This window comes from Alistipes sp. CAG:29 (genome assembly GCF_000435435.1).
Taxonomy (GTDB): Bacteria; Bacteroidota; Bacteroidia; order Bacteroidales; family Rikenellaceae; genus Alistipes; species Alistipes onderdonkii.
Genome location: NZ_FR893459.1, coordinates 1 through 15,730 on the forward strand (window position 1 = coordinate 1; position 15,730 = coordinate 15,730).

The window sequence follows — 15,730 nt, forward strand, 5'->3', positions numbered from 1 at the left end:
CGGCGTAGGAGTAGGTATTATTTTATGGCAATTCTGACAGGTATGAAGATAATTTATAACGACATCATCCCCTTCAAGGAATACAATCCCGATATCCGGGATAATGTTCGGCGAAGAAACTATATCATGTAGCGGATGCCGCATGGGGGCCGGCGTAAAAAGCCCCCGCCTCCACCCGTGTCTCTCTTACCTTCCACGGGTGACAAAGGTGCCACAACACCACGGCAGGGGCAAATATGCCTCTCACGGTGTTGTGGCACCAGTTGTTTGTAAGAGAGATCACAAAGCTATAAAAAACATCGGATATGTGCAAATCGGAAATTTTCAACCGGGTATTGGATGTCGTGTCGCAACAGACCGAGGTTTCCCGTGAACAGATTTTATCTCGAAGTAAAAGCATGGAGGTCGTGGATGCACGATGTATTTTGTTTCGACTTTTACAAGAACAAGGGTTATATCCGGGGCAGATTGCAACACAGGCGAGGAAGACCCCGGCAGCTATACGCTATCTTTTGTCGCATTTCGAAGATCGGGTAAAATCGAACAAAATGGTGAAAATATATTTGCAAAATATCAGAAAATGCATCGGAAACAGCTGATTGGCATTCAGTCGGTAAGTAGTGATATTTGTGGTGTAGTTCAAATGCTACCTCAATCGCCGAAGAGGTAAGAGGCGGATTATTCACAACAAGTTATGGATTCCAACTTAACGACTGCCGATTTTTTGGCGTTGGAAAATCGAGGATTCGGCCGTGGTTACGACGACTACGGCTGTCGTCGCCACGGTGCCGCTACGACGGGTATCGGTCTCGCGGCCGGCCTGGGCGGAGGCGCCCTGCTGCTGGCCCTTGCCGGACTTTGGGGCGTAAACCAGGCGTCGAAGGCTCGCCAGAAAGCCGCTGAAGCTGCGGCCGCCGGCAACAAGAGTGCCATCGACATCCTCACGTCGCAGACGCTTGTCGAGCGTCAGTCGCGCGAAACGTGGCAGAACAACCATGCGCCTACGATCAGTCAGTACGTCGATGTACGGGCAGGTGCCGGGGCAGGTGCCGGGGCCAATGCCCTTGCGACTGCCGAGGCGTTGTCGATCATCGCCAACAGTGGACGCAACGGGCAGGTATGCCCGCAGCCTGTGGCACTGTATCAGCCGGCGATGCCGTGCTCGTGCAACACGTGCGGTAATTAAACCGCGCCGGGGAGGCGGAAACCGTACGATCTCTGCTTCCCTTCTTTTTATCGACTTTTAAAATAGTATCTATATGTTTGGCAAGCCGCAGATCGACCTTACACAGATACGGGCAACATCGAAATTATCATTGAAGATGTCATGTCTGGCAGCATGCGGGAACGATGTGGATAAGGCGGAGAAATTATATCGGTTCATCGCCGAGGATCTTTCGAACCTCCCTGATATCGATCCCGCAAAAGCTTCCGTAGTGGAGCAGATAAAAACAGGTGCAAACGATTTGTTCGGATGGATCGGCGAGCATAAAGGCGATATCATCGAAGGGTGGAATTTCCTCCAAATGATCCGCGGCGGCGCGCCGCTTCCATTGGCTTCGGCTCCCCCGATTGATATTCCGCCAATTCCGGATAATCAGTAACAACCGCTATGAAACCCTATAAAATCGAATTCTACATATATGCCGAATCCGAGGAAGAGGCCCGGGAGGTAGAACGTGCTGCACACGCTTTTGTATCCTCCAACTATCAGCAGGGGATAATCGTATCTGCTCGGAAGCTGATCGATGCCCTCAGTAGATTCAAAGACAACTTTTTCGTTAAAACATTTTTACGATGAACGAACTATATAAGCTTATTCTGAACGTGCAGGAGATTGTCAAAGCCAACAATATGTTCCTGCAATCCTTCGAACAGCGTATCGCTGCGATGGAACAAAAGATCGCTGCCATGGAGAAAAACATGGTGCTCGAAATACCCGACTCCGAGCCTTACACTCCCGGCGCGGAAGAAAATCAGATGTAGTAGGGGTGAACCAAAAAAAACATATTATGAGTTGTAACAAAATTCCCGCGGCAGTCATCACTCCCGTCCTTGCGGCCGGGGCTGTCGCATCGCCGTATTTCGTGGCGGTAAACATTTCGCAACGGCTGTGCACTCCGACCTGTGCCGGGAGCACCCCCGTGTTCGATCCGAAATTTTCATTGAAATCCGTGGCACAGGTAGGGGCGGATCAGTACATGGCGACGATTCACGTTGAGGGCATCATTGCCTACGTTCCGTGTAACGGAGGTTGCAATTGCACCAAGCAGCAACCGCTTTCGCAGGATTTCACGATTCCGATTCAGGCATCCTCCGCCCCGACGGTAACAATCGAGGCAGGCGCGGCGACGAATGCTGTGGCAGCGGCTCCGTGTCAAGTCTGCTCGCGGGCCTTCGTTTCGGAAACGCCGCTGGCGATCACTGTGGCAACATCAACCCCTGCGTGATGATTACCGGGATAGTCGTAGCAACAGTTTCTATGATCGTGATCGCTTTGGCGCATCATATGGGATTTATCGAGAAGGCATATGCTGTCTGCGGCGACATTGCCAAGTGTCCTATGTGTTGTTCGATGTGGGGAACACTCGTCGTGTTACTACTCTCCGGTCACGACTTCATGGAGGCTGTTGCGCTATCCTTCATCGTCGCATATTTATCCAACTGGTTCGGATTGCTGCTTGCGTGGCTTTCGATAAAATACGATGTAATATGGCAAAGAGCAAACCGGAGCCCCCGAAGCAGGGGCAGGAGCAAAACACCCCGGCCGGGACGAAAATCACCCGGCCGAGAATAACGAGAACGATTTACAAACCGATACCTCGCTTTAACAGCGGGTGTCACAACTGCTGAAACTATGGAAGAGATGCAAAGCAGATTCGATGAATTGGTGGCAAAGATCGCCGCATCGAAAGACCCGGACAAAATGAGAATGCTCATGTGTGCCGACGCGTGGGGATTCAAACAGATGGCAACCATGCAGCCCAAAATGGCCCAGAAATGGCTCGATAAGATCGAAGCCTCGGAGTGGCATAACTATCTTTCGCCCGAAGAGGCGGAGCAGGTGGTCTCGGGGCTTGTCAACCAGAGCGGAACGAAAGGCCCCAAATGGCCGATGCCGCAATTCGAGGCGGTCGTAACGTCCCTTGGTAGCCAGATGCAGGAAGCGCCGTATTACAATAAATACGCGCTGTGGGCGACAGCAAATATGATCTACTCCGATCATGCTAAATCGCTTTCAGAAGTTGTGTCTGAGGCTGACATGCCGAAGGTCGTCTATAAAATGGCGGTCGAAAAACTGAAAGACCCGGATAGGCCGCGGTTCGCCAGGCCTTATTTCGGGCTATAAGGCGATAGGATATCGTTTTACGGCGGTGCTTCTGGCATCGTCGTTTTTTTGAACCCGTTTTATTTCAGAATCGTTTTTGTGTCTGGCGTTTTTCGAAAGCGTTTTTGCCGGTGAAAATTTCCAGACCGTTTTTTCTGTCGGAATTTTGAAACCGTTTTTATCCGGCGTTTTTCCAAATTGTTTTTTCTATCGAAATTTTGAAATCGTTTTTCTCCGGCGTTTTTCGAAGATGTTTTTGCGGCAAAATTTCAAAACCGTTTTTTTCCTGACAGCTTTAGATTGTTCTGTTGGTTTAAATTATTCTAAGGGGAAATACCGACAGGATGATTGAAATTGTCCTATTGGTTTTATTTTGCCGTCTCAGTCGACTGCCGGGCGGATGCTGATGGCGGTATCGTGACATATAATATATAATATTGGGAATTTTAGATTTGCTATATTATGAATAAAGTTGTATCTTACAGACACCACTTATGGTGTTAACATAGTATATAGCCTGGACGCAGGCATTCGCCCCCGGTCTCCTGCGAAGGACAGCCGGGGTTTTCTTTGATTGGGCTACGAATGTTGAGGTAAACGGAATTCGGGTTGCTGTGAGTACGAAAAGCAGCTGCGCGGGCTGCGAATGCGCCTACGAATGTCCGCGGCTGCGAATCCCTGCGAATGTGGCCAGGGTGAAAAAACTTTGCGAATGTGACTGCGAATATCTTTGCGAATGTCCGAGGCTCTGCGGATGCTCGCAACTTTGCGAATGTCGCTGCAAACGTTCATGGCTGCGAATGTCGCAAATTTTGCAAATATTCGCGACAAAAGCGGCAGCGAACCCCGGGCATGAAAAAAGCGGGGAATTTCCCCGCCTTTCTGTCCTTTCCTTTGGGGTTATGCTTTCATTTGTGGCTTGGATCAATAACCCGCCCAGCGTTCAACGTCATTTTGTTGTACTCCTCAAACGGCATAATTACGACGCCTATGCCGTCGGCCTGGGCGGCGATCACTATTTCGGAATCGTTTACGACAGTATTAAAATATTTTTCTATGTCGTTTTGCAAGTTTTCTAGATTCGTTGTTATCATAGTTTTGCCGTATTTTTCATATATTTGCTAATTCCCGCCCCATTTCCCGCAGGGCGTCTAATATATCCGCTTCCCGTTGTTTGGATGGCTTTTTCGTGCCGTAAATGTATTTAGATAACAACGATTTATGTATACCTATCCGTCGCGCAATTTCTGATACATTCAACCACGGGAACCGATTGAACGCCCGCGCTATCGCGTTGTCTGGTTCCGGTTCCGCGGTTTCGTAAAAATTCGATATATGTATATCTTCATCAATTTCCGGCCATCGGATCGCGTCCCCATATTTATTTATAGTATATTTCGCGCGCTGTTCGTCGGTGGCTTCTTTGAGTGCTGGAAACGCTTCCAAGGGACGCGAATAGATTTTGCCCGTATCGGCCGCCATATATATACGGCCGCCTTCAAACTGTATTTTCGAAATTCGTTCCATGTTATTAATATTTATTTGTCAAAATATTCGTACCATTTAGCGATAATTTCCGCCTCATATAGTTCTATAATTTCCAACGCCCGGCGCATATCGTTTGCCTTTATTCCACGGTTGTATATTATTTTACGGGTTGATATTTCTACTTTTGCATCGTTCCCGCCGTGCTCTATATGTACATGTATCGGTAAATGCTCGTCCGAATAGAAATAGAATCGAAGCCCGAATATTTCTAAAATTGTAGGCATGTTTTTTCATTTATTTACAACAAATATAGGTCTAATATTTGAGACCCGCAAATAAAACGCCGATTTTATTACATTATTATCTATGTAACTATCAGCTGTCACACTTTGTAACACTTCGTGCTCCTGGAGCACGAAGTGTTATTTTTGTTTTTTTACTTTATAGTTTTTTCATTCAAATTAGACCACTTTAGACACCGATGCCTAAGGTGGTCTAATATTTTTTGATCTGTGTAAAAAATTTCGCAAAAAAATCCGAAAAATATTTGTTTGTTCGAAAAATATATCTATCTTTGTAGTGCTTAACAATGATAGAAGGTGCCACGGCACCGAATTAAGGTGCATTTTTTATGCACATATAGCCAGTATAGGCGGCGTTTCACCCCGTGCGTTTGTTGTAATGACGACGCAAGCACCTTCTAAAGTTGTTAAGCAGCGGGTAAGAGAGACGCCGCTTTTTTCTGTTTCTCGAAAAATGCTTAACAACTATGAAAAACCAATCGAACAACGCGGCTACTGCTGCGAACAACTCCAACAACTGGAAGAACGAAGTAAATGAAATCCGGGCACGTCTGGAAGCCGTTAAAACGCGGTCGTGCTGGGATCGAGGCGTGAAAGGTTTTGCGCTCAATCTGCTGAGAAGCTACATAGACATTTGCGAGTATTGCGATAACAACGGCCGACCAATTCCGGAACTCAATGAAGAAACATTATTAAACGGTGCGGACGACTGGAACGCCTATTGTTATGGCGGGGGCGCGCTGATCTACGACGGGGATATAGCAAAAAACCTCTGCACTCCCTCGGAGTTAAAACGCACCGACAACGGCAACAAAGCCCCCAACGATCGGGAGGGCTGGCAGGACGTGCAGGCCCGCGCGTATTTCCAGGCATATAGAATGTTAATGTCTTGTATTTGCTAACCCCCGAAAGCCATGAAAACAAGAAAAGAGGCCGCCCGTGAATTATGGGCAATATATTGCGCCTACGAGGTGCACCCCGTGAAACTTGCTACAATTTACCGCCGCATTTGGTTCGATGGGTCTAACTGGAGGCTGATAGGATACGCGCACGATTATACAGCATAATAACCCCGGAAATAATGAATCAGAATTATAAACTTACATTGTATGCCGTTCAGGTATACGGCGTGCGGCTCTCAGACTACCACGAGCCGCGACCCGTTGAAATACTATGCAACAGCGAAGAAGAACGAAATACAATTCGGGAAAGGGCAAAAAATGGTAACCTTTATGACGAATTTAATTGCTACTATATCAGTGAGAAGAGGCGCGCCGCTCGATAGATTGGGCATTATTCATACTTAATATAATATACTCGAACCATGAAAAGCACTAACAATACCATAAAGGCCGCCGCGCTGGTGGTGCTCACTGCCTTTTCCTGCTGGCTTCTGTTCCGCTTTACGTTACGTGTGGAAGCAGTGCACCAAACGAACACGGGCTATATTGTCGAGGTTTCCGCACTTGGGCGAATAGATATACACGAATGTAATTAGTATCTCTTACCTTCCACGGGTGGCGCCATATGCCACGGCGGCGGGCCGGCTTATGCCGGCCCGCTTTTGTGTGTTCTATTTGTCCGGTTCTTGGCTGGATGGTTGGTAACGCTTCGCGGTCGTACAGCTGGAAGCCCCTTCCCCTGGCACCAATGCGGACGGCGTGCAGCTGGTCGCATCGTGCGGCGGTAAGCACTGGCCCGGCAGTTGTCGCAGGCGGGCAAGTTGGCCGAATGCATTATAGGCCTATACGCTGCATGTATGCGGTGAGGCGGCAGTACCGCGCCGCACGCGCGAAGTGCGAACAGAAGGCACGAGTAGGGGCAACAACGGCGCATAGGCGAGAGGGGGTAGGGGGTGATATTTTATTATTTTACGCGCTGCAAACCTCGCCGGGCACGGCTTTACACACACGGAACTTTTTTCAAAAAAGCCAACTTTTAACGATTTTATGAATTTGCTATAAAATTTGATAGGGTGCTGGTGCGTTCCGGTTGAACAGGTCGGGGAGTTCATGAAAAATAATTATCTTTGGCAGGGCATTATTGTCGATAGCGCGTTTTTATAAATTTGTTTCTTGTTTGTTACTATTGGTAGCGCATTATTTGGTTTATTTGTTTGAATATTAATTGTTTAATGATTTCACAATAATTTTCGGATATGAAAGTATACACGAAAAAAGGCGATAAGGGAACGACCTCCCTTGTCGGCGGCGAACGGGTTTTCAAGACCGACGAACGGGTCGAGGCTTACGGCACGGTGGACGAATTGGCAGCATTTGCGGCTTTGCTCTGCGACAACATGCGTGCGGAAGCTGCGCTGTCGCCCTATGTCGACGACCTGAACCGTATCCTGTCACGCCTGATGACCGTCGAGGCATTGCTGGCGTGCGGGAAAACAGGATGCGGGAAGGTCGCGCCGCTGGCTCCCGAGGCCGTCAACTGGCTCGAAGGCCGTATCGACGCGATGCAGGACGCGCTCAAACCGATCGACAAATTCACGATCCCGGGCGGCAACGCCGTCGTTTCGATGTGCCACGTGTGCCGTACGGTCTGCCGGCGTGCCGAGCGTGCCGCGTTGCGTGCCGATGAAAAATACGGCACGGATGCCATCGTGCTGATGTGGCTGGACCGCCTTTCCGACTATTTCTATCTGCTCGGGCGCACGCTCACAGAGCATTACGGCGTCGAGGAGACCTTGTGGATTCCATAAAGCTTTGTATTCCAGTTTATTGATGCGTGCGCATGGATGTTTTGTAATTTTTTCTTTGTTTTTCTCGTTTTTTTTATACTTTTGCAAATCAGTGATAGCGGAATAGCGATTATTGCCTGATGTTAATCCGCTGATATTTGGGAACTTAAAAACTTGGAACTATGTACTGGACACTTGAATTGGCATCGAAGCTGGAAGATGCTCCCTGGCCCGCTACGAAAGATGAACTGATTGACTATGCCGTGCGTTCGGGTGCGCCTCTCGAAGTGCTCGAAAATCTGCAGGAAATAGAGGACGAGGGTGAGATTTACGAATCTATCGAAGATATTTGGCCCGACTACCCGTCGAAAGACGATTTCTTCTTCAACGAAGAGGAATATTAAACATGACGAGCGCTCGGACGAGCCGTTAAAAAGAGCAAGCAGCCCCGCATGAGGCTGCTTGCTCTTTTTTATAGTAAACCGATTGTAATCCGAGGGTGCTCAGCGGCTATTTTTCGGCCACGTAAAACAGGTCGAAACAATCGTCCGACACCGGGCAGATGCGGTAATCCTCCATCCGGATCGAGGACGTGAGGTCGGTATTTGCCTTCAGCAGCTTCCGGCGGTTGATCCGGTTCAGGATGTCGTAGGGTAGCTGGAGCAGGCGGCGGGGCAGGCGGTGCTGGAGATCCAGGATGTCGAAGCGCGTGATGCGTGCCACGCTGCGGCGGTTCTGTTCGTAGTAGGCCATGACTTTCCCGTTGCCTGCGACTCCGAGGGCTTCGACCGAGCGGAATTCATGCTCCAGCAGGTTTTGCAGCTGTTCCGCCGTATATTCCCGTACGTGCCATGGGTTGCGGGTGAGCGACATCGGTGCATTGGGGGTTGTCACGATGAACTTGCCGCCCGGTTTAAGTACCCGTTTCACTTCGCGCACCAATTCGACGTCCTGCTTTATATGCTCGATCACCTGGAACGAGATCACGAAATCGAAACTGTTGGCCGCGAATGCCAGCGGCGGCACTACGGCCTGGTGGAATTCGACATGCGGATGCCGCGTAAGCTCCGCTGCCGGGGCGAATTTGTCCACCGTGATGAAACTCCGTGCATGGGGTGCCACCACCTCGATACCGTAACCCGCCCCCGTGCCGATCTCCAATACGTCGCCGCCGATGCGCTGCGCCGCGGCATGGTAAGCCAGCAGCGACCGCTGGAAGACGAAATTGTCGGACATCTCGCGCGAAACCCGTTCCGCCGTGTTCATTTTACCCATTATTGCCGTTTGACTTTTATCCCGTCTTCGCCCACTTCGACCGCGCCGCGTTTCATCAGCACGCCCAGCGAGCGTTTGAAGACCTTTTTGCTCATCTCCGTAAGGCGTTTCACCTCCTCCGGGGAACTGTCGTCGTTCAACGGCAAGTGCCCGCCGTTGCCGATCACCAGTTGCAGCAAAACCTCTGCCGAATCCTTGACCTGCGCATATCCTTCCTGTTGGAGGCTCACGTCGATACGGTTGTCCTCGGTGATTTTGCGGACGTATCCCTTCATGCGGTCGCCGATGGCTACGGGGCGGAATACCTGGTTGCGGTATAGCATGCCCCAATGGCGGTTGTTGACGATCACGCGGTAACCGATCGGGCTTTCCGAGGCGACCAGCAGGTCTACCTCCTGGCGCGGTTCCACCGTGATCAGGTCGTTGTTGATGAAGCCCTTGAGCTTGGTGGTCGCCACGCAGCGCCCCGTGATGCTGTCTTCATAGAGGTATACGATGTAGCTCCGTCCCGCGAGGATGCCGCCCTGCTGGTTGCGGTTGGGCAGGAAGAGGTCTTTGCCATGCAATCCCCAGTCGAGGAATGCCCCGTGCACGGTCTTGTCCACCACGCGCAGGTAACCCGCCTCTCCGGCGCGGAGCAGCGGCGTTTCGGTAGTCGCAACGAGGCGGTCTTCCGAGTCGTGGTAAACGAAAACCTCCTTTTCGTCGCCGGGTTTGTCTGTGAGGGATATATAACGGTTGGGCAGCAGAACCTCGTTCTGTTCCTCGTCCGTAAGGTATAATCCGTAGTCCGAAACACGGCTTACGGTAAGTTTCTGGGTGCGTCCTGCTCTGAGCATATCGTTATTGCGGAATTGACCGCCTGCAAAAGTACGTTTATTTTCGCGGGATTGCAACTTTCCCGGCCAAGTTCCGCGGTGCGGGAGCGGCCGCATCCCTTTTCGGGAGTCAGTGGGATCGGGCAGCACCGATCCGTACTCCCCGTTCGTGCCGACTTTTGGGCGTTTGCGGAAAAAAGCGTAACTTTCGAAAACGAACCTTAACCTTCCTGCTATGAAAATCCGTGGATTTTTCGCGCTCCTGTTGACCGGCCTGCTCGCCGCCGTTGCGGCCTTTGCCGGGCAGCCCGTCGCCGAGCTGTACGACAAGGCCGAGTACCGCATCGCAATGCGTGACAGCGTAGCCCTCTACACGGCGGTCTATACGCCCAAGGCGCCCGGCGAAGCCCCCGTCATCATTTTTCGTACGCCTTACGGCTGCGGGCCCTATGGTGCCGGACGCTTCCCGCAGGGGTTTGAGAAAGGCTATCTGCGCAGCTACGTCGACCGCGGCTATATCATCGTCATGCAGGATGTCCGGGGGCGCTATATGAGCGAGGGCGACTTCGAGCATGTCCGGCCCGCCGGCAGCGGTGAGACCGACGAGACGACCGACAGCTACGACACGGTCGACTGGCTGGTCAGGCACATCCCGCACAACAACGGCCGGGTGGGATTCGCCGGGTGTTCCTATCCGGGGTTCTACGCCATGATGGGCGGCCTTTGCGGCCATCCCGCCGTGAAGGCCGTCTCTCCGCAGGCTCCCGTCACCGATTGGTTCATGGGCGACGACGTGCATCACAACGGGGTGCTGATGCTCACCGACTCCTACCGCTTCCTGAGCAGCATGAATACCCCTCCCGGACGTGTTCCGGCCGCGAAAATGCCCTCCATGTCCCGGCAGACCCAGCCCGACGAGCGGACGTTCTTCCTGGAGCATACGGCGCTTGCGGAACTTACCGGGCTGCTGAAACCCAACCCCTTCTGGGAAGAGATGTCCGCGCATCCCGATTACGACGCCTGGTGGCAGGAACGCGACCTGCGCCGTGCCTGTTACAACGTCCAGCCCGCGGTGCTCATCGTCGGCGGGACGTTCGATGCCGAGGACTGCTTCGGGGCGTGGAACCTCTACCGGGCCCTGAACAGGCAGAGCCCTTCGACGCCGTGCCATCTGGTCGTGGGCCCGTGGGCGCATGGGGCGTGGCGTAACGGCGGCCGGACGCTCGGGGCGTTCGATTTCGGCAGCGATGCCTCGTGGGAATATTATATGGAGCATTTCGAGGTGCCGTTCTTCGACCACTACCTCCGCGACGGCAATACGGACGAAGCGGCTCCGTTGCCGGCCGCCGCGGTCTTTTCCTCGGGGGACAACCGCTGGCATACTTTCGGCCGCTTTCTGTCGCGCGGGGCCCGGAAACTGACGTTGTACCTCGCCGGCGGCGGCATCCTCGATACCCGGCGCCCGACGGCCAAAACATCCGCAAGTACCTATGTCTCCGATCCTTCCGATCCCGTGCCGTACTGCGAGGTTTCCGGTCTGCGCCGTCCCAAAGAGTATATGGTCGCCGACCAGCGTTTCCTGTCCGGCCGTTCCGACGTGCTGACGTTCGTTTCGGAGCCTCTCGAAGAGGATATGACCCTCGTCGGCCCGGTCGATGCCGACTTGGAGGTGACGCTTTCGACGACCGATGCCGATTTCGTGGTCAAGCTGATCGACCTTTTCCCCGAGGACGATCCGCTGCCGGGCTACCGGATGCTCGTGCGGGGCGACATCATGCGCGGCCGCTACCGCCGCAGTTTCTCGCGTCCCGAGGCGTTTACGCCCGGTGTTCCGGCGCGGGTGCCTTTCCGGATGACGGACATCGCCCATACGTTCCGCGCCGGACACCGCATCATGGTGCAGGTACAAAGCACCTGGTTCCCGCTTGCCGAACGCAATCCCCAGCAGTTCGTCGACGTCTGGAACTGCTGGGCTTCGGATTTCGTGCCCTGCCGGATTTCGCTGCTGCACCAGCGCGGCAATGCCTCGTCGGTCACGGTGTGGCGGTTGGGGGCGCATTGAGGCGTACAGGTCGGCGTCGGCCGCCCGTGCCTGTCTCCGTCCGGTCGTTTTGCCTGTCCGCTATTGTCCTGTTGACAACCCGCGTCCGGTCGTCAGTGTAAGTCCGTTTGCCCGGTTGCGTCCGGTCGTTTGGATAGGTTGTCTGGGCAGATTGTTTGGATAGGTTGTCTGGACAGGTCGTCCTCAAGGCCGTCCGCTTCGGCCGGTTGCCCCCGGCTGCCTGCGCCCTGTTTCCCGCATTGCTTTTCATCGCCGAACCGTATGCACTGCCGCAAGGGTGCCGCCCTGTGTGTCCGTTTTGTATGCCCGGTTCCTTTTGTTGCCGCCCTGCCTTACAAACCTCCATGTTTTTTATTCCCGCAGGTGCGATCTGTAAGAAAATTTTATATATTTGTTTACAAAACGGAGTTTTTCTATGAAAATACGTGTTGCTGTCTGCCAGGTCGACATGGAATGGGAACATACCGCCCGGAACCTGGAACGTCTGGAGCCTATCGTCGCGGCGGCCGATGCTGATATTGCCGTGCTGCCCGAAATGTTCGCCACGGGGTTCAAACTGCGCCCCGCCCGTGTCGCCGAGCCTGCCGACGGGCTTGTCGCCACGACCATGCGGCGCTGGGCGGCACAATACGGCAAAGCTGTCGTGGGCAGCGTCGTCATCGCCGAAAACGGGGAGTTCCGCAACCGGATGTTTTTCGTGAAGCCTTCGGGCGGGGTTGCCTGGTACGACAAGCGGCACCTGTTTCGTCCCGGCGGCGAAGCGCGCGACTATACTCCGGGAAACCGCCGCGTGGTGGTGGAATATATGGGGTTCCGGTTCCTGCTGCTGATCTGCTACGACCTGCGCTTCCCGGTGTGGAGCCGCAACCGGGGCGATTACGATGCCATTCTGTGCAGCGCCTCGTGGGCGGACGACCGCCGCGAGGTGTGGCGTACGCTGCTGCGGGCGCGGGCCATCGAAAACCAGTGCTACCTGGCGGGCGTAAACCGCGTGGGCACGGATCCCGATGCCTCCTATGCGGGCGATTCGGCGCTCGTCGACTTCCGTGGCGCCACGCTGGCCGATGCCGGTGAGCGGGAGCAGACCCTCGTCGCCGAATTCGACTCCGAGGCGCAGGCGGCTTTCAGGGAGGAGTTCCCGGCGTGGATGGATGCCGACGGCTTCGAACTGGAATTCTGATTTCCGAAAAATTTGGTATTGCCCCCGGTATGCGCTATCTTTGTACGATATTCGCGCCGGAGAGCCCGCACACTAAACGGGGCTTCCGGTACGTTTGACTACGATGATGAAAGAAGACACGATCAAAATACTGGGAGCCCGGGTTCACAACCTGAAAAACGTCGATCTGGAGATCCCGCGCCGTAAACTGGTAGTCATAACCGGCCTTTCCGGTTCGGGTAAGTCGTCCCTGGCGTTCGACACGATCTATGCCGAGGGACAGCGCCGCTACATGGAGACGCTTTCTACCTATGCCCGCCAGTTCGTGGGGACGATGGAGCGTCCCGATGTCGACAAGATTACGGGCCTGAGCCCCGTGGTCGCCATCGAGCAGAAGACCACCAACAAAAATCCCCGTTCCACGGTGGGTACCGTGACCGAGATCAACGATTTCCTGCGTCTGCTGTACGCGCGCGCGTCGCGCGCCTATTCACCCGTCACGGGCGAGGAGATGGTGCATTATACCGACGAGCAGATCGCCGGGCTCATCATGACGGGCTTCACGGGGCGCAAGATCGCCCTGATGGCTCCCATCGTCAAAGGCCGCAAGGGGCATTACCGCGAACTGTTCGAGTCGCTGGCCAAAAAGGGGTATATCTATGCCCGTATCGACGGCGAGATCCGCGAGATTTCGGCCGGTATGCGCCTCGACCGGTACAAGATACACACCATCGACCTGGTGGTCGACCGCCTGGTCGTCGGCGAGGAGGCCCGCGACCGGGTGATGACCTCGCTCAGGGAGTCTCTGCGCCAGGGCAAGGGTACGATGGCCGTCTACGACTACGGTACCGAACAGCAGCGCTTCTACTCCCGCCACCTGATGTGCCCCTCGACGGGCATCGCGTTCGAAGACCCCGCGCCGCATACCTTCTCGTTCAACTCGCCCCAGGGCGCCTGCCCGCATTGCAACGGGCTGGGCGAGGAAGCCGTCTTCGACGTCGGGAAGATCATTCCCGACATGGGGCTTTCGCTGCGCGAGGGCGCCGTCGAACCGCTGGGCAAATACCGCAACAACATGCTTTTCGCCATTCTCGAAATGCTGGGGCGGCGTTACGATTTCACGCTCGACGACCCCGTCGGGTCGCTGCCCGAGCCGGGGCTGAATGCGGTGTTGTACGGCGATTCCGAGCCGTTGACCATCAACCTCTCGGAGTTCAGTTCTTCGGGCGGCAACCACCTCGTCTCGTGGGAGGGCGTTGCCGAATATATAGGCCGTACCGAAGACGAGGACTCCAAACGCGGCCAGAAATGGCGCGAGCAGTTCCTCGTCTACCGCAAATGTTCGGTCTGCGGCGGTTCGCGCCTCAAGAAGGAGGCGCTCCAGTTCCGCATCGGCGGCAAGAGCATCGCCGACGTGTCGGCCATGTCGATCTCCGAATTTTCGGAATGGGTGGCGCACATCGAGGATTATATGGACGACAAGGAGTGGAAGATCGCACAGGAGGTCGTCAAGGAGATCCGCGAGCGCCTGCGCTTCCTGATGGACGTGGGGTTGGGCTACCTGTCGCTGTCGCGTTCGTCGCGTTCGCTCTCGGGCGGCGAGAGCCAGCGTATCCGCCTCGCCACGCAGATCGGCTCGAAGCTGGTCAACGTGCTTTATATCCTCGACGAGCCCTCGATCGGCCTGCACCAGCGCGACAACCGGCGCCTGATCCGCAGCCTGGAGGAGTTGCGCGATGCCGGCAACTCGGTGATCGTCGTCGAACACGACGAGGACATGATGCGTGCCGCCGACTTCATCGTCGACGTCGGCCCCCGTGCGGGGCGCAAGGGCGGGCATATCATGGCCGCGGGTACGATCGACGACATCCTGCGTTCCGATTCCATCACGGCCGACTACCTCACCGGACGCCGCCGTATCGGGATTCCCGAAACGCTCCGCAAAGGCACGGGGCAGTGCATCGTGATCCGCGGGGCGCGGGGCAACAACCTCAAGAACGTCACGGCCGAATTCCCGCTCGGCAAATTCATCTGTGTGACGGGCGTCAGCGGTTCCGGCAAGTCGACGCTCGTCAACGAGACGCTGCGCCCGATCCTTTCGAAGGAGCTCTACCGCTCCTTCGGGCAGCCGCTCGAATACGACAGCGTCGAAGGCATCGGACATATCGACAAACTGATCGTCGTCGACCAGTCGCCCATCGGCCGTACGCCGCGCAGCAACCCGGCGACCTATTCGAACGTTTTTTCCGACATCCGCAAACTGTTCGAAATGACGCCCGATGCCCAGATCCGCGGCTTCAAGGCGGGGCGCTTCTCGTTCAACGTCAAGGGCGGCCGCTGCGAGGAGTGCCGCGGCGCGGGCGTCCAGACCATCGAGATGAATTTCCTGCCCGACGTCTACGTGCGTTGCAAGGCATGCGGGGGACACCGTTACAACCGCGAGACGCTCGAAGTGAAATACAAAGGCAAGAATATCGACGACGTGCTGAACATGACGGTCAACATGGCTGTGGAGTTCTTCGAGAATATCCCTGCCATCCACCAGAAACTCCGTGCCATCCAGGAGGTCGGCCTCGGCTACCTTACGCTCGGACAGCCCTGTACGACGC

General features: G+C 54.6%; 16 protein-coding genes. 12 read left to right on the forward strand and 4 right to left on the reverse strand.

The window, feature by feature from the left end; genetic code table 11:
- The first annotated feature begins 694 nt into the window (after positions 1-694).
- From QVP03_RS06265 to QVP03_RS06290, 6 genes are all read left to right on the forward strand, one after another.
- Positions 695-1,186 (forward strand): hypothetical protein, encoded by a 492-nt coding sequence (locus QVP03_RS06265; protein ID WP_022332666.1) that lies wholly within the window; start codon positions 695-697, stop codon positions 1,184-1,186.
- Between the two features lie 73 nt (positions 1,187-1,259).
- Complete coding sequence (locus tag QVP03_RS06270) at positions 1,260-1,604, forward strand: hypothetical protein (RefSeq protein WP_022332667.1); 345 nt, start codon at positions 1,260-1,262, stop codon at positions 1,602-1,604.
- Positions 1,605-1,797: 193 nt separating this feature from the next.
- Positions 1,798-1,986, forward strand: a complete 189-nt coding sequence (locus QVP03_RS06275) for a hypothetical protein (protein WP_022332669.1) — start codon at positions 1,798-1,800, stop codon at positions 1,984-1,986.
- 26 nt (positions 1,987-2,012) lie between these two features.
- On the forward strand, positions 2,013-2,450 hold the full coding sequence (locus QVP03_RS06280) for a hypothetical protein (RefSeq protein ID WP_022332670.1): 438 nt from the start codon (positions 2,013-2,015) through the stop codon (positions 2,448-2,450).
- A gap of 407 nt (positions 2,451-2,857) precedes the next feature.
- Positions 2,858-3,349 (forward strand): DUF7841 family protein, encoded by a 492-nt coding sequence (locus QVP03_RS06285; RefSeq protein ID WP_288210681.1) that lies wholly within the window; start codon positions 2,858-2,860, stop codon positions 3,347-3,349.
- Between the two features lie 779 nt (positions 3,350-4,128).
- Positions 4,129-4,407, forward strand: coding sequence for a hypothetical protein (locus QVP03_RS06290; RefSeq protein WP_288210682.1), 279 nt, complete (start codon positions 4,129-4,131; stop codon positions 4,405-4,407).
- A 31-nt stretch (positions 4,408-4,438) separates the two neighbouring features.
- On the opposite strand, the gene QVP03_RS06295 is transcribed toward QVP03_RS06290, so the two are convergent.
- Complete coding sequence (locus QVP03_RS06295; RefSeq protein WP_022332673.1) at positions 4,439-4,855, reverse strand: DUF2442 domain-containing protein; 417 nt, start codon at positions 4,853-4,855, stop codon at positions 4,439-4,441.
- A gap of 11 nt (positions 4,856-4,866) precedes the next feature.
- Entirely contained in the window at positions 4,867-5,100 is a 234-nt protein-coding gene (locus QVP03_RS06300) for a DUF4160 domain-containing protein (RefSeq protein WP_022332674.1), read from the reverse strand.
- Positions 5,101-5,585: 485 nt separating this feature from the next.
- Here QVP03_RS06300 and QVP03_RS06305 point away from each other — a divergent pair, with 485 nt between their 5' ends.
- The 3 genes from QVP03_RS06305 (at position 5,586) to QVP03_RS06315 (ending at position 8,211) form a co-directional block, all read left to right on the forward strand.
- Positions 5,586-6,020 (forward strand): hypothetical protein, encoded by a 435-nt coding sequence (locus tag QVP03_RS06305; RefSeq protein WP_022332675.1) that lies wholly within the window; start codon positions 5,586-5,588, stop codon positions 6,018-6,020.
- 1,256 nt (positions 6,021-7,276) lie between these two features.
- Positions 7,277-7,828 (forward strand): cob(I)yrinic acid a,c-diamide adenosyltransferase, encoded by a 552-nt coding sequence (locus QVP03_RS06310; protein ID WP_022332677.1) that lies wholly within the window; start codon positions 7,277-7,279, stop codon positions 7,826-7,828.
- A 161-nt stretch (positions 7,829-7,989) separates the two neighbouring features.
- On the forward strand, positions 7,990-8,211 hold the full coding sequence (locus QVP03_RS06315) for a DUF2795 domain-containing protein (protein WP_009597992.1): 222 nt from the start codon (positions 7,990-7,992) through the stop codon (positions 8,209-8,211).
- Between the two features lie 106 nt (positions 8,212-8,317).
- Here the strand turns inward: QVP03_RS06315 and QVP03_RS06320 are convergent, their stop codons facing one another.
- Both QVP03_RS06320 and QVP03_RS06325 read right to left on the reverse strand, forming a co-directional pair.
- Positions 8,318-9,082 (reverse strand): class I SAM-dependent methyltransferase, encoded by a 765-nt coding sequence (locus tag QVP03_RS06320; RefSeq protein ID WP_117506653.1) that lies wholly within the window; start codon positions 9,080-9,082, stop codon positions 8,318-8,320.
- On the reverse strand, positions 9,082-9,921 hold the full coding sequence (locus tag QVP03_RS06325) for a CvfB family protein (protein WP_022332679.1): 840 nt from the start codon (positions 9,919-9,921) through the stop codon (positions 9,082-9,084). The genes QVP03_RS06320 and QVP03_RS06325 overlap by 1 nt, the downstream gene beginning before the upstream one ends.
- Before the next feature lie 214 nt (positions 9,922-10,135).
- Here QVP03_RS06325 and QVP03_RS06330 point away from each other — a divergent pair, with 214 nt between their 5' ends.
- The 3 genes from QVP03_RS06330 to uvrA form a co-directional block, all read left to right on the forward strand.
- Positions 10,136-11,962 (forward strand): CocE/NonD family hydrolase, encoded by a 1,827-nt coding sequence (locus QVP03_RS06330; RefSeq protein ID WP_022332680.1) that lies wholly within the window; start codon positions 10,136-10,138, stop codon positions 11,960-11,962.
- A 415-nt stretch (positions 11,963-12,377) separates the two neighbouring features.
- Positions 12,378-13,142, forward strand: a complete 765-nt coding sequence (locus tag QVP03_RS06335; RefSeq protein WP_018695442.1) for a nitrilase-related carbon-nitrogen hydrolase — start codon at positions 12,378-12,380, stop codon at positions 13,140-13,142.
- Positions 13,143-13,245: 103 nt separating this feature from the next.
- Positions 13,246-15,730: excinuclease ABC subunit UvrA (gene uvrA, locus QVP03_RS06340; protein WP_288210683.1), on the forward strand; the 2,485-nt coding region annotated here is incomplete at its 3' end.

Bases quoted from the DNA above. Each gene is read 5' to 3' on its own strand.
- QVP03_RS06295 (WP_022332673.1), bottom strand. From the start codon at position 4,855: ATGGAACGAATTTCGAAAATACAGTTTGAAGGCGGCCGTATATATATG.
- QVP03_RS06325 (WP_022332679.1), bottom strand. From the start codon at position 9,921: ATGCTCAGAGCAGGACGCACCCAGAAACTTACCGTAAGCCGTGTTTCG.
- QVP03_RS06275 (WP_022332669.1), top strand. From the start codon at position 1,798: ATGAACGAACTATATAAGCTTATTCTGAACGTGCAGGAGATTGTCAAA.
- QVP03_RS06265 (WP_022332666.1), top strand. From the start codon at position 695: ATGGATTCCAACTTAACGACTGCCGATTTTTTGGCGTTGGAAAATCGA.
- QVP03_RS06305 (WP_022332675.1), top strand. From the start codon at position 5,586: ATGAAAAACCAATCGAACAACGCGGCTACTGCTGCGAACAACTCCAAC.
- QVP03_RS06335 (WP_018695442.1), top strand. From the start codon at position 12,378: ATGAAAATACGTGTTGCTGTCTGCCAGGTCGACATGGAATGGGAACAT.
- QVP03_RS06290 (WP_288210682.1), top strand. From the start codon at position 4,129: ATGTCGCAAATTTTGCAAATATTCGCGACAAAAGCGGCAGCGAACCCC.
- QVP03_RS06310 (WP_022332677.1), top strand. From the start codon at position 7,277: ATGAAAGTATACACGAAAAAAGGCGATAAGGGAACGACCTCCCTTGTC.
- QVP03_RS06315 (WP_009597992.1), top strand. From the start codon at position 7,990: ATGTACTGGACACTTGAATTGGCATCGAAGCTGGAAGATGCTCCCTGG.
- QVP03_RS06280 (WP_022332670.1), top strand. From the start codon at position 2,013: ATGAGTTGTAACAAAATTCCCGCGGCAGTCATCACTCCCGTCCTTGCG.
- QVP03_RS06320 (WP_117506653.1), bottom strand. From the start codon at position 9,082: ATGGGTAAAATGAACACGGCGGAACGGGTTTCGCGCGAGATGTCCGAC.
- QVP03_RS06300 (WP_022332674.1), bottom strand. From the start codon at position 5,100: ATGCCTACAATTTTAGAAATATTCGGGCTTCGATTCTATTTCTATTCG.
- QVP03_RS06285 (WP_288210681.1), top strand. From the start codon at position 2,858: ATGGAAGAGATGCAAAGCAGATTCGATGAATTGGTGGCAAAGATCGCC.
- QVP03_RS06270 (WP_022332667.1), top strand. From the start codon at position 1,260: ATGTTTGGCAAGCCGCAGATCGACCTTACACAGATACGGGCAACATCG.
- QVP03_RS06330 (WP_022332680.1), top strand. From the start codon at position 10,136: ATGAAAATCCGTGGATTTTTCGCGCTCCTGTTGACCGGCCTGCTCGCC.